This is a genomic window from Myceligenerans indicum, assembly GCF_016742955.1.
In the GTDB taxonomy this organism is placed as follows: Bacteria; Actinomycetota; Actinomycetes; order Actinomycetales; family Cellulomonadaceae; genus Myceligenerans; species Myceligenerans indicum.
The window spans coordinates 61,855-73,566 of record NZ_JABBYC010000011.1 but is presented as its reverse complement, the minus strand read 5'-3'; the positions used below and the strand labels follow the sequence as shown (position 1 = coordinate 73,566).

Genomic DNA, 11,712 nt, shown 5'->3' with positions numbered 1-11,712 from the left:
GCATGGACTTCGCACCCGACGCCCGCACCACCGAGATCACCGGGCAGGTGCACCGGTTCCTGCACGAACGCGTGCTGCCCGCCGAGCCCGTGCTCGACGAGCAGCTCGCGGCCACTCCCGGCGAGTGGGGCTTCCGGCCCGTCGTCGGCGAACTCCAGGCCGCGGCACGCGCCGAGGGCCTGTGGAACCTGTTCCTGCCCGACGCCGGTCCGGATGCCGGGGCCGCCGGCTCCGCCCACGCCGACCCCGACGCCGACCCCCACACCGGACCGGCCCAGATGCCCGGCACCCGCCGCGGCGCGGGACTGACCACACTGCAGTACGCCGCCGTGGCGGAACTGACCGGCTGGAGCCCGCGCCTGGGCCCGGCCGCGTTCAACTGCGCCGCCCCCGACACCGGCAACATGGAACTGCTGGCCCACTTCGGCACGCCGCAGCAGCAGGAACGCTGGCTCGACCCGCTCCTGGACGCCCGCATCCGCAGCGCGTTCTGCATGACCGAGCCAGGCGTCGGCTCCTCGGACGCCACCCAGATCACCACCCGCATCCGGCGCGACGGCGACGACTACGTGATCTCCGGCCACAAGTGGTTCGCGACCGGCGCGATGAACCCGGACGCGCGGCTGCTGATCGTGATGGGCAAGACCGACCCGGACGCGCCCCGGCACCGGCAGCAGTCGATGGTGCTGGTGGGCCGGGACACTCCGGGAGTGACCGTGGTGCGCCCGCTGACCGTGTTCGGTTACGACGACCGCGACCACGGCGGCCATGCCGAGGTCGTGTTCGACGACGTCCGCGTGCCCGGCGAGAACCTGCTGGGCGGCGAGGGCGACGGGTTCGCGATCGCCCAGGCACGCCTGGGACCCGGCCGGATCCACCACTGCATGCGTGCGCTCGGCATGGCCGAGCGGGCCCTGGCGCTGGTGCGCGAGCGCGCGCGGACGCGGACGGCGTTCGGCGGCCCGCTCGCGGACAAGGGCGTGGTGCGGGAGTGGGTCGCGGAGTCCCGGATCGAGCTGGAGGCGCTGCGGCTGCTCGTGCTGAAGACGGCGTGGCTGATGGACACCGTGGGCAACAAGGAAGCGATGACGGAGATCCAGGCGATCAAGATCGCCGTGCCACGCGCCGTCCAGCGGATCCTCGACCGGGCCATGCAGGTCTTCGGCGCGGCCGGCGTCTCCGCGGACCAGCCGCTGGCCGAGATGTTCGCCGGAGCCCGCGCCCTGCGGCTGGCCGACGGGCCCGACGAGGTGCACCTGAACTCGCTCGGCCGGGCCGAGCTGCGGCGCCCCTGACGTACTACCCCTGACCGAACCCGCCCCTGACCGGCTCCCCCGACCGGCGGCCGGTGCCGGCGCGCCGGCACCGGCCTTCGACCTACCGCTCGATACCGCTCGACGACGACGGGAAAGAGGATCCCATGACCCATCAGCCCGACGACGCCATGGACGGCGCCGGCTTCGGCACGCTGTCCGTGGCGAGCATTCTCGCCGAGACCGCCCGGCGCCGGCCCGATCACGCAGCACTGCACTTCGCGGGGACCACGACCACGTACCGGGAGCTGTGGGACCAGACCCGGGCGTACGCGGGCGCGCTGCGCGCCCGCGGGATCGGCCGCGGCGACCGCGTGGCGATGATCGTTCCCAACGTCCCGGACTTCCCGCGCGTGTACTACGCGGCGCTCGCGCTGGGCGCCGTCGTCGTCCCCGTGCACCTGCTGTTCAAGGCCGAGGAGATCGAGTACGTGCTGCGCGACAGCGGCGCCGACGTGCTCGTGGTGGCGGCGCCCTTGCTGGCCGACGCCGCGGCGGCGGCCGGCCGCGCCGACGTGCCGGTTCTCACCGTTCTGGCGCCGCCCGCCGGAGCGGGCGGTCCGGAGCTGCCCCGCCTGGAGGACGAGGCCGCCGCGACGGCGCCGATCGTCCGCCACGAGCCGGTGGCGCCCACCGCGGCGGCCACCATCCTGTACACGAGCGGAACCACGGGATCCCCCAAGGGGGCGGTCGGGTCGCATCTCGCGCTCGTGGAGCAGGTGCACTGCTCGCTGGTGGACGCGTTCGACCTGCGTTCCGACGACGTGGTGTTCGGCGGGCTGCCCCTGTTTCACGCGTTCGGGCAGGTCTGCGTGCTGAACACGGCGTTCCGGGTGGGCGCCTCGGTGGTGCTGCTGCCCCGCTTCGAGCCCGACGACGCGCTGGCCCTGATGGTCGGCCACGGCGTCACGGTCTTCGCCGCCGTCCCGACGATGTACGTCGGGATCATCGAGGCCGCGCGCCGTGGGGGTGCCCGGCCCGCCCTCCGGTATGCCGTCTCGGGCGGCGCCGCGCTGCCGTCGGCCGTGCTGGAGGCGTTCTCCGAGACGTTCGGAGCCCAGGTGCACGAGGGCTACGGCCTGACCGAGACCGCCCCGATCGTGTCCACCAACCCGCAGTCCGAGCCGATCCGGCACGGCACGGTGGGCAAGCCGATCTGGGGCGTGGACGTCGCGGTCGCCGACGCGGAGGTCGAGGGGCGGATCGCGCTGCTGGAGGAGCCGGGGGCCCTGGGGGAGGTCGTGGTGCGGGGGCACAACCTCATGAAGGGGTACCTGGGGCGGTCCGACGCGGCGGCCGAGGTCGTGGTGGACGGCTGGTTCCGCACCGGCGACCTCGGCACGCTCGACGAGGAGGGTGTGCTGCGGATCGTGGACCGCAAGAAGGACCTGATCATCCGCAACGGCTACAACGTGTACCCGTCGGAGGTGGAGGCGGTGCTCGCGCGGCACCCGCAGGTCGCGATGGCCGCGGTGTTCGGCCTGCCCCACGAGACGCACGGCCAGGAGGTGCACGCCGCCGTCGTGGCGCGCGACGGGAGCGAGGTGGACGCGGGCGAACTGGTGGGCTACATGCAGGAGCACGTCGCGGCCCACAAGTACCCGCGCGTCGTGCACGTGGCCGACTCCCTTCCACTGGGTCCGAGCGGGAAGGTTCTCAAGCGGGAGCTCGTGCAGCAGTACGGGACCGGGTGACGGGTCCCGGAGGGGCCCTGCGAACCAGGGCCTGTCCCCCGCGGCCGCGCACCGCCCCGCGCGGCCGCCGGGTGGGGGGGGTCAGCGGTGCGGGATGCCGGCGATCATGCCGCCGTCGACGACGATCTCGGCGCCGGAGACCCAGGACGACGCGTCCGAGGCGAGGAACAGCACGGCCCCGGCCACGTCCTGCGGCAGGCCCGGCCGGCCCAGCGGGATGTCGAGCCGTTCCGGGTCGATCCGCGTGGTCATGTCGGTGTGGACGAAGCCGGGGTGCACCGAGTTCACGCGGATCCCGGCCGGGCCCAGCTCGACCGCGAGCGACTTGGTCAGGCCCAGTACCGCGAACTTGGAGGCGGTGTACCCGTGCAGGTGGGGGCTGCCCCGTTTGCCCTCCACCGAGGAGATGTTCACGATCGAGCCACGCCCTGCCGCCTTCATCGCCGGCACCACGGCACGGCAGCCCAGAAAGGTGCCCGTGGCGTTGACCGCCATGACCGCCTCCCACTTGGCCAGAGTCAGGTGCTCGATCGGCGCGGCGTTCGCGATGCCGGCGTTGTTCACCAGCACGTCGACGCCGCCCAGCTCGGCGATCGTCCGGGACACCACACGCCGCCAGGCCGACTCGTCGGTGACGTCCAGTTCCTCGAACCGGGCACGCTCGCCCAGCTCGGCCACCAGGGCGTGCCCCTGCTCGATAAGCACGTCCGCCACGACGACGGACGCACCGGCGTCGTGCAGGATGCGGGCGTAGGCCGCACCGAGGCCGCGGGCGCCGCCGGTCACGAGCGCGACCCGGCCGGTCAGGTCGGTGGTCACCGTCATCATCGGTCCCCTCCGCCGCCGGAGGTCGCACGGATGGTCCCGCCCGGCGCCGCGCCGGTGGCGTCCGCCGCGACGCGCACCACGATGCGTCCGGTGGTGTCGCCCCGGGCCAGCCGCCGCACGCCGTCGGCCGCGTCCTCGAAGGCGACGACGTCGCTCACGTCCGGGACCAGCTCGCCGTCGTCGACCAGGCGGCACAAGGCCTCGTGCGCCTCGTCCAGGAGCTGCGGCCGGAACTGCTGGTACAGGCCCCAGTGCAGCCCGAGCACGCTGTAGTTCTTCACGAGCACGTGGTCCGGGCGCACCCGCGGCAGGTCGCCGCTCGCGAACCCGACCACGACGATCCGCCCCTCGAAGGCCACCACCTTCGTGGACCGCTCGAAGGAGGCACCGCCCACGGGGTCGATCACCACGTCGGCGCCACGCTCCCGCAGCGGGGTGACCCAGTCGTCGTCGCGCAGGTACACCTCGTGCGCGCCGGCCGCGCGGGCGGCGTCGACCTTCTCCGGGCTTCCCACCACGCCCACCACGTGGGCGCCCGCGGCCGCGCCGAGGCGGCAGGCCGCCGAGCCGACGCCACCAGCCGCCGCGTGCACCAGCAAGGTCTCCCCCGGCTGGAGACGGGCACGGCGGTGCAGGCCGAACCAGGCGGTCTGGTAGGCGATGGTCAGGCCGCAGGCCTGCACGTCGTCCAGGCCCGACGGCGCCGGGTGGACCGCCGCGGCCGGCAGCAGGGCGTACCGGGCCAGGGCACCCTGGCCCCAGCCCACCACGCGCTCGCCCACGGCGACGCGGGTCACGCCGGGCCCGACGGCGGCCACGTCGCCACACAGCTCGATGCCGGGGGTGAACGGCAGCTCGGGCCGCACCTGGTACCGGCCGCGGGCGAGCAGCACGTCGGGGAAGTTCAGCGCGACGGTACGGACGCGGACCAGCACCTGGCCCGTGCCGGGCTCGGGAACCTCGACGGTCCCGAGCTCCATCACCTCCTCGGGCTCGCCGTTGGCCAGAACCTGCCAGGCGGGCATGACCCGCGGGGCCGGCGCGGCCGGCGGGGCGGACTGTTCGGGCATCAGGTCTCCTTCCGGATGCTGCGCAGGAAGAGGTCGGTCACCTGCTGGGCGACCTCGGTCTTGGTCTCGGGGCCCTCGGGGCGGTACCAGTGCGAGAGGTAGTGCACGTCGGAGAAGAAGTGGGCGATGAGCACCGCCGTCGGAACGTCGTCCCGGAACACCCCGGCGGCCTGACCGCGCTCGATGATCGTGGCGAACTCGTCGTTGTACTCGCGCCGGCGGCGGGTGACCTCCTTCTGGCGCTCCTCGGACAGCATGTGCACGCTGCGGAAGAAGACGGTGCCCTCGGGCAGGAACTCGATGGAGGTCTCCAGCACGTCCACGCACACCGCGCGGAGCACCTCCTCGGGAGCCCCGCCACGCGCCGTGATCTCGTCCAGCCGGCTCTTCTGCAGGGACAGCATCCGCTCGTAGATGGCGAACAGGAGGTCGTCCTTGGAGGTGAAGTAGTGGTACATGGCGCCCTTGGTGACACCCGCCGCCTCGACGATCTGCTGCACGCTCGTGTTGGCGTAGCCGCGCGTCGAGAACAGGTCGAGGGCGGCCCGGGTCACCTCGTCGGCGACGTTCTTGGTTCGCATGGCTCCCATCCTCCATCACCTCCCGTTCGCGCCCCGGGGCCGCCGCGGGCGACGTCAGCCCAGCGCACGGATGCCCGCCCCGCCGTCGACCAGCAGGGTCTGCCCCGTGATCCAGGCGGCGTCGTCCGAGAGCAGGAAGGCGGCGGGCCCGGCCACGTCGGCCGGCTCGCCCAGGCGCCGCAGCGGGTAGGCCGCCGCGACCTCCTTGTCGCGGCCCTCGTACAGGGCGCGCGCGAACGAGGTACGGATCACCGCGGGCGCGAGGGCGTTGACCCGGACGGCGGGCGCGAGCTCGCCCGCGAGCTGCTGCGTGAGGTTGATCAGGGCCGCCTTGGACACGCCGTAGAAGGCGATGCCCGGGGATCCGCCTGTGCCGGCGGCGGACGCCATGTTGACGATCGAGCGCAGGCCGGCGGGCCCGTCGGGACCCGCCTCGCCGGCGGAGCCTGCCGCCACGCCTGCGGCATCGCTCGCGGCGGCCACCGCGTCCCGCGCCCACTCCAGGGCAGCGATCACGTTGACCTCGAGGATCTTGCGCGCCGCGCCCACGTCGAGCTCGGCCAGGGGCCCGAACGCCGGATTGATGCCCGCGTTGTTGACCAGATGGTCCAGCCGTCCGAACCGCTCGACGGCGGCCGCCAGCGCGGCGGCGCGATGCACGGGATCGTCGACCTTCCCGGCGACGCCGACGGCGTGCTCCTCGCCGAGCTCGGCCACCGCCGCGGCGAGCGCGTCCTCGTGACGGCCCGTGACGACCACCGAGCCGCCCTCGGCCACCAGCCGCCGCGCGACGGCGAAGCCGATGCCCCGGCTGGCGCCGGTGATCACGGAGACCCTGCCCTCGAACCTGTGCGTCATCCGGTGCACCTCCCTGTGCGTCCGTGCGCGACGTGCCGTGCTGTCCGCGGGCGAGCCGCGGGTGCCGGCCGCGCACCACCGGCAGCAGCGATCATACCGTCTAGTCGGTTTGATGAGGAGACCGTACCGCACCCTGGCCTTTCCGGGCCAAACCCATCCGGACCGGATCCCGCTCCGAACCCCTGATGCCCTACCAAGGCGGCACCCGCCGCCGGCATACAGGAGGACATGTCATGCGTACGACACGAATCACCACCATCGCGGCCGCCGCGGCCCTGGTCGGCCTGCCCCTGGCAGTGGGGCCTGCCAGCGCCGACGATCACGGCGGCAGCGAACTCACCGCCGAGCTCACCCAGCTGAACGACTCGGGCGCGTCGGGTACGGCGTGGGCCAAGGTCGACGGGACCCAGGTCGAGGTCAAGGTCGAGACCACGGGCCTGCTCGACGGCGCGCCGCACGCCCAGCACATCCACATCGGCGGCCAGGGCGTGTGCCCGTCCAACGACCAGGAGGGCAGCGGCTTCGAGGGCGCCCTCCAGACCACCGACGCGGCCGACCAGTACGGCGGCGTCGCGGTGTCGCTCACCATGGAGCCGGGCGAGACCGGCCCCGACGCCGCGCTCGACGTCGACAACTTCCCCACCGGCGCGAGCAACACCTACTCGCGCACCATCACCGTCTCCGACGAGGTGGCGCAGCAGATCGCGGACGGTGACGGCGTCGTCGTCGTGCACGGTGTCGACCACGACGGGTCGGGCGCCTACGACGGCGACACGAAGTCCGACCTCGACCCGAGCCTGCCGTCCGAGGCGACCGACCCGGCCGCCTGCGGCGAGCTGGACGTGGCACAGATGGCCATGCCGGAGGGCGGGGTCGAGACCGGAGGCGCCGACACCAGCGGCGTCGAGTACCCGGCCGTGCTCGGACTCGGCGGCCTGGCCATGGCGCTCGGCGCGTTCGGCCTGATCGCGACGCGTCGCCGCGCCACCAGGTGACGACGATGAACTCCGGGAAGGACAGCGCACGCCGCCGCCACACCCTGGTGGTGGCGGCGTGCGCCGCGCTCCTCGCCGTCGGCGGCTCGGCCGTGGCGTGGGCCGCCAGCCGGCAGGTCGAGGAGCCTCCGGCGCCTCCGGCCGCCGGCGTGACCGCAGACGTCACCGCCGAGCCGCCGACGGCGCAGCGCGCGACGCCGCAGCCGTCGACGCCGCGTCCCTCGACACGGCAACCCGGGTCGAGCACCCGGGACGCGTCCGGTGTGACGCCGCTGCCGGCGTCACGGCCCGTCGCGGTCCGCATCCCGGGGATCGGCGTCGACTCGCCCGTGCACGGGCTCGGCCTCGACGACGAGGGCAGGCTCCGGGTCCCCTCCGGGGCGCGGTACAACCAGGTCGCCTGGTACGACGGCTCCCCCACGCCCGGCGAGGTGGGACCGGCCGTCCTGGAAGGACACGTCACGGGGAGCGGCTACGCCCCCTCGGTGTTCTTCGAGCTGGGCAACACCCGCCCGGGCGACCGCATCGAGGTGGACCGCGCCGACGGCAGCACCGCCGCGTTCGAGGTGACGGAGGTCAGGAGCGCCCCCAAGACCGACTTCCCGCGCGTCGACGTCTACGGCGCGACCACCGGGCCGGAGCTGCGCGTCATCACCTGCGGCGGCACGTTCGACACCAGCACGGGACACCACCTGGACAACGTCATCGTGTTCGCCAGCCTCGTGCGGGACTGACCCCCGCCGCTCCCCGGGACGCGAGACGGCCTCCACGCCGCGCCGGTGGGACTGTGTCCGCCCCGGAGGCACGTCGCCAACCCGGAGGCGCGTGGCCGCCCGCCATGACTCACGCCCGCCCGGTGCACGCCCGCCCGGTGAGCGCCCGGCCGGTGAGCGCCCGGCCGGTGAGCGCCCGGCCGGTGAGCGCCCGGCCGGGCGCACCGGCCCCTCCTTCACATCACCCGGATCGGGTGAACCGCGACGTGCCGCCCGGCCGTACCGTGCTGTTGCGTCGGCGAACCATGCCGAGGTTCGACCATCGGGCGGGCCCGGTCACGGGCACCAGGTGTCCGGACCCGCTTCCCGTGGCACCGGCGCCCTCGGGCGGAGGACCGGGGCTCACGCCAGGCGCAGGCGCGTCCGGGGCACCTTCTCGGCCCCGCACGCGCCCGACGCGCAGGAACTGAGGAGGAGAATCATGGCAACACAACCGACGACCCCCGCGCCCGTCGTCACCGCATGGGCCGGCTGGGTGTGGTTCGGCGCGACCATGCTCGTCACGCTCGGGCTGTTCCAGGTGATCCAGGCCCTGGTCGCTCTGCTCGACGACGGATTCGCCGTGGCGCTCGAGAGCGGCCTGGTCGTGTTCGACCTCAATACCTGGGGCTGGACGCACCTCGCCATCGGAGCCCTGCTCGTGATCGCCGGCATCGGCGTGTTCGCCGGCGCGCTCTGGGGGCGGGTGATCGGCGTCATCGTCGCCGCGATCAGCATCCTGGTGCAGATCACGGTGCTTCCCGTCTACCCGATCTGGGCCCTGATCGTCATCGTGCTCGACTCGTTCGTGATCTATGCGCTCATCGTCCACGGCGAGGAGGTCCGGGCCGCATAGAACGGCGGAACGCCCTGATCGTCGGGCCCGGGTCCCGCGGACCTCCGCGAGACCCGGGCCCTGGCCGTGCCGAGCTGCCCGAGACCGCGCCGGGCCACCGGCCGGGAGCTCACCGTGTACGGGGACCTGTGCGTGACGCTGGGCGGCGTGCTCGTCGCCGGGAGCTCGCTGGTCATCGAGGACTGCGCGGGGACGGTCGAGCAGCAGTGGGATCTGAACGACGACGGCACGATCAGCGCCGTGGGCGCCCCGGAACTGTGCCTGGCCACCCGGGAAGACTCCTGGGGGCTGTCGCTCGCGACCTGTGAGGCAGGGGCTACGACCCAGCTGTGGTGCCACTCGGCGTCGCGGGACGGGCGGTTCACTCCTGGATCAGTGCGATGACGTTGCCCGCGGGGTCGGCGATCCATCCGATCGTCGGGCCCCGGGTGGGGTCGGTGCTCCGTGCCACGCCGTGTTCGTCCTGGTCGAACGCGGGGTACCGAATCAGGCTCACACCGGCCGCCTCCAGTTCCTTCACCGCCTCGTCGATGTCCGGAACGACCACGTTGAGCACCGTGTACGACGCCGGAGCATGGGCCTCGCCCTTGGGGTAGACGAACACCGACGAGCCCTCGGTGAGGTCGATCTCGAAGCCTCCCATCGCGTTCCCGCGTGCGGGCAGGCCGAGCGTGTCGCGATAGAAGCGGAGCGCGGCGTCGGCGTCGTCCACCGAGAAGCCGCTGAAGGTGCGCGTCGTGGTGACCATCGTGGGTTCCTTCCGTCGGGTCGTCCTCCGGTTGACGAACGCGGGTGAAGGAACTCATCGGTCGCGGCGCCGAGCGCATAAGCGCCGGCGCCCGTCGAAGGTGACGACGACGCGCGTGGCCGCGATCCGGCGCGGTCGACGCCCCTCTCACGCCGAGTCCGGCAGGCCTATGCCATCCGGTCCATCTCGCGGCGGATGCGGTCCTCGCTGAACGGACGACGGAACGTGTCCACGCCGTGGAAGAAGAGTCCGATACCCCAGCCGACGAGCGGGAAGACGGGCCAGAAGAAGCCGTCGGCCGTGGTGAAGAACCACACGACCACCAGCATCGCGTTGATCAGCACGTAGACGGCCAGGTGGGTCCAGAACTCCGAACGCTTCTTCAGCCGCTCGACGGCCTGGGTTCGCCGGTCGGCATCTCTGTTGTCGTTGGTGGACATTGCGGCCTCCTCGCGTCTCGGGTGTCCATGCCCGATCCACCACCAGCCTGACGCTGCGCGCCCGCCGATCGCAGGGCCCAAAGGCACTGACCGCAGGGACCATCCGCCCGAAATGAGGCTCTCCCGCGCACCCGGTCCCGACGCGGGCGCAGCCTCAGCCGGTCACGGAGGAGCCGGTCACGGAGGAGCCGGTCACGGAGGCCGGGAGGCTCCCGCCCGTCAGGATCTCGGCACACTGCCGCTGCAACGCGACGTCGGACCACATCGGATGGTGCGGCGCGGCGTTGGAGCACACGACGGCGCCCCACGCGCCGAGCCGTGCCGCCTCCCGCACGGCGTGCCGGCACAGCTCGGCCCCGAACCGGTCCTCCTCGAAGCGGCCGTGCAGCGGGGTGTATCCCACGTAGCCCTCACCGAGGATCAGCGGGATCCCGCGGCCCGCGGCGGCTTCCGCGGCAGCCTCCAGCCAGAGGGCGAGCTTCTCGTACATGGCCGCTCGGTGGGCATCCAGCCGGTCGTACAGCCAGTGGTCCCACGCCTCGGGGTCGCACCAGTCGTGCACGTAGACCTCGGCGACCGACATGATCGTCGCGCGCGTGCGCCACTCCTGCCCCTCCGGCACCGACCACGCGGCGAGCCCGGGCGCGTCCGGGCGCAGCAGCTCACGCGCCCGGTCCTCGTCGAACTCCTCCACGGGGCCGCGAAGCCCGAACGTGTCGATCAGTTCCTGCAGCACCCCGTACACGTACGGGTGCACGACCAGTGCGTCGAGGTCGGCGGGCAGCGCGTTCAGGGCGCCCACCGGCACACCCCCGTAGTTCACGGTCACCGGCCGGTCCGGATGCCGCCGGCGGAACCGGGCGATCCCGCGCTCCAGCCGCGGGGTGAGGGCCCGGACGGCGTCATCGCCGCCGCCGGCACCCAGCCCGTCGGTCAGGTAGCCGATCTGCACTTCGTTGTGCAGCTCGGTCAGCACGAGCCGGTGGCCCAGGCCCTCCTGGTCCAGCAGGTCGGCGAGGTCCGCGTGGGCGTCGGCGAGCACCACGGCGCGGTCCTCGGGGTCGACGGCGTGCAGCGCCTCGTACCACTCGGGTGTGGCCGCGAACGACGGGGACTGCTGGTACTCCCACGAGGAGGCGATGACGCCGACGTCGTGCCGGTCGGCCGCGCGGAACAGCTCCACCAGGTGGGCGCGCGCGTCGATCGTCGTCTCGTGCCGGACGTCGTACCACCGCACACGCTGCCCGAACTCACCTCCGAGCGGGCCCAGGCCGAACGCCGACGTGTCGATGCCGGACCCGAACAGCAGGAACGGCATCGCGCAGATCCGGATCGTGTCGTAGCCCCGCTCGCGCGCCTGCGCGAAGGCGCGGTCCAGATCCTCGAACGGCTCCCCGGGGCCGGTACGCGTGTACCAGGTGAAGTCCCACAGGCACACCATGTGCGGGCGGTCGGGGGTGGTCAGCAGACTGTTCATGGCGAGAACTCCTTCGGTTCGGCGGGATCTGGTCGGGCGAGACCCGAGACGGCGGAGACCGGGGCCGTGATGCCGGATGAGGCGACGCAGGTCCGCCGCG

Annotated in this window: 13 protein-coding genes; 6 read left to right on the top strand and 7 right to left on the bottom strand. The window is 73.1% G+C overall.

Annotated elements, in window-relative coordinates:
* Positions 1 to 2 precede the first annotated feature (2 nt).
* Together HGK34_RS09060 and HGK34_RS09055 are read left to right on the top strand one after the other, a co-directional pair.
* Entirely contained in the window at positions 3 to 1,295 is a 1,293-nt protein-coding gene (locus tag HGK34_RS09060; protein ID WP_201846334.1) for an acyl-CoA dehydrogenase family protein, read from the top strand.
* A gap of 125 nt (positions 1,296 to 1,420) precedes the next feature.
* Complete coding sequence (locus HGK34_RS09055) at positions 1,421 to 3,007, top strand: long-chain-fatty-acid--CoA ligase (protein ID WP_201846331.1); 1,587 nt, start codon at positions 1,421 to 1,423, stop codon at positions 3,005 to 3,007.
* An 81-nt stretch (positions 3,008 to 3,088) separates the two neighbouring features.
* Here the strand turns inward: HGK34_RS09055 and HGK34_RS09050 are convergent, their stop codons facing one another.
* Genes HGK34_RS09050 through HGK34_RS09035 form a run of 4 tightly spaced genes read right to left on the bottom strand, consistent with a single transcriptional unit; the run spans position 3,089 to position 6,344 of the window.
* On the bottom strand, positions 3,089 to 3,832 hold the full coding sequence (locus tag HGK34_RS09050; protein ID WP_201846329.1) for an SDR family NAD(P)-dependent oxidoreductase: 744 nt from the start codon (positions 3,830 to 3,832) through the stop codon (positions 3,089 to 3,091).
* Positions 3,832 to 4,905 (bottom strand): NADPH:quinone oxidoreductase family protein, encoded by a 1,074-nt coding sequence (locus HGK34_RS09045; RefSeq protein ID WP_244666562.1) that lies wholly within the window; start codon positions 4,903 to 4,905, stop codon positions 3,832 to 3,834. Before HGK34_RS09045 ends, HGK34_RS09050 begins: the two co-directional genes overlap by 1 nt.
* Positions 4,905 to 5,486, bottom strand: coding sequence for a TetR/AcrR family transcriptional regulator (locus HGK34_RS09040; RefSeq protein ID WP_201846328.1), 582 nt, complete (start codon positions 5,484 to 5,486; stop codon positions 4,905 to 4,907). The genes HGK34_RS09045 and HGK34_RS09040 overlap by 1 nt, the downstream gene beginning before the upstream one ends.
* 54 nt (positions 5,487 to 5,540) lie before the next feature.
* Positions 5,541 to 6,344, bottom strand: coding sequence for an SDR family oxidoreductase (locus tag HGK34_RS09035; protein ID WP_201846326.1), 804 nt, complete (start codon positions 6,342 to 6,344; stop codon positions 5,541 to 5,543).
* 233 nt (positions 6,345 to 6,577) lie between these two features.
* On the opposite strand from HGK34_RS09035, the gene HGK34_RS09030 reads away from it, so the two are divergent.
* The 4 genes from HGK34_RS09030 (at position 6,578) to HGK34_RS09015 (ending at position 9,331) form a co-directional block, all read left to right on the top strand.
* Complete coding sequence (locus HGK34_RS09030; protein WP_201846324.1) at positions 6,578 to 7,339, top strand: CHRD domain-containing protein; 762 nt, start codon at positions 6,578 to 6,580, stop codon at positions 7,337 to 7,339.
* A 5-nt stretch (positions 7,340 to 7,344) separates the two neighbouring features.
* Positions 7,345 to 8,073, top strand: coding sequence for a class F sortase (locus tag HGK34_RS09025; RefSeq protein WP_201846322.1), 729 nt, complete (start codon positions 7,345 to 7,347; stop codon positions 8,071 to 8,073).
* A gap of 460 nt (positions 8,074 to 8,533) precedes the next feature.
* The gene (locus HGK34_RS09020; protein ID WP_201846320.1) at positions 8,534 to 8,947 is read left to right on the top strand and encodes a DUF7144 family membrane protein; all 414 of its coding nucleotides are present in this window, start codon (positions 8,534 to 8,536) and stop codon (positions 8,945 to 8,947) included.
* 114 nt (positions 8,948 to 9,061) lie between these two features.
* Positions 9,062 to 9,331: a ricin-type beta-trefoil lectin domain protein gene (locus tag HGK34_RS09015; RefSeq protein ID WP_201846318.1), complete on the top strand. Its 270-nt coding sequence runs from the start codon at positions 9,062 to 9,064 to the stop codon at positions 9,329 to 9,331.
* Here the strand turns inward: HGK34_RS09015 and HGK34_RS09010 are convergent.
* The 3 genes from HGK34_RS09010 to HGK34_RS09000 all read right to left on the bottom strand — a co-directional run bounded on the left by HGK34_RS09010 (position 9,309) and on the right by HGK34_RS09000 (position 11,612).
* Positions 9,309 to 9,695, bottom strand: coding sequence for a VOC family protein (locus HGK34_RS09010; protein ID WP_201846316.1), 387 nt, complete (start codon positions 9,693 to 9,695; stop codon positions 9,309 to 9,311). The two genes, HGK34_RS09015 and HGK34_RS09010, sit on opposite strands and share 23 nt — an antisense overlap.
* A 167-nt stretch (positions 9,696 to 9,862) precedes the next feature.
* Positions 9,863 to 10,135: a 2TM domain-containing protein gene (locus HGK34_RS09005; protein ID WP_201846314.1), complete on the bottom strand. Its 273-nt coding sequence runs from the start codon at positions 10,133 to 10,135 to the stop codon at positions 9,863 to 9,865.
* A gap of 154 nt (positions 10,136 to 10,289) precedes the next feature.
* Positions 10,290 to 11,612: a cellulase-like family protein gene (locus HGK34_RS09000; protein WP_201846312.1), complete on the bottom strand. Its 1,323-nt coding sequence runs from the start codon at positions 11,610 to 11,612 to the stop codon at positions 10,290 to 10,292.
* Positions 11,613 to 11,712: the final 100 nt, after the last annotated feature.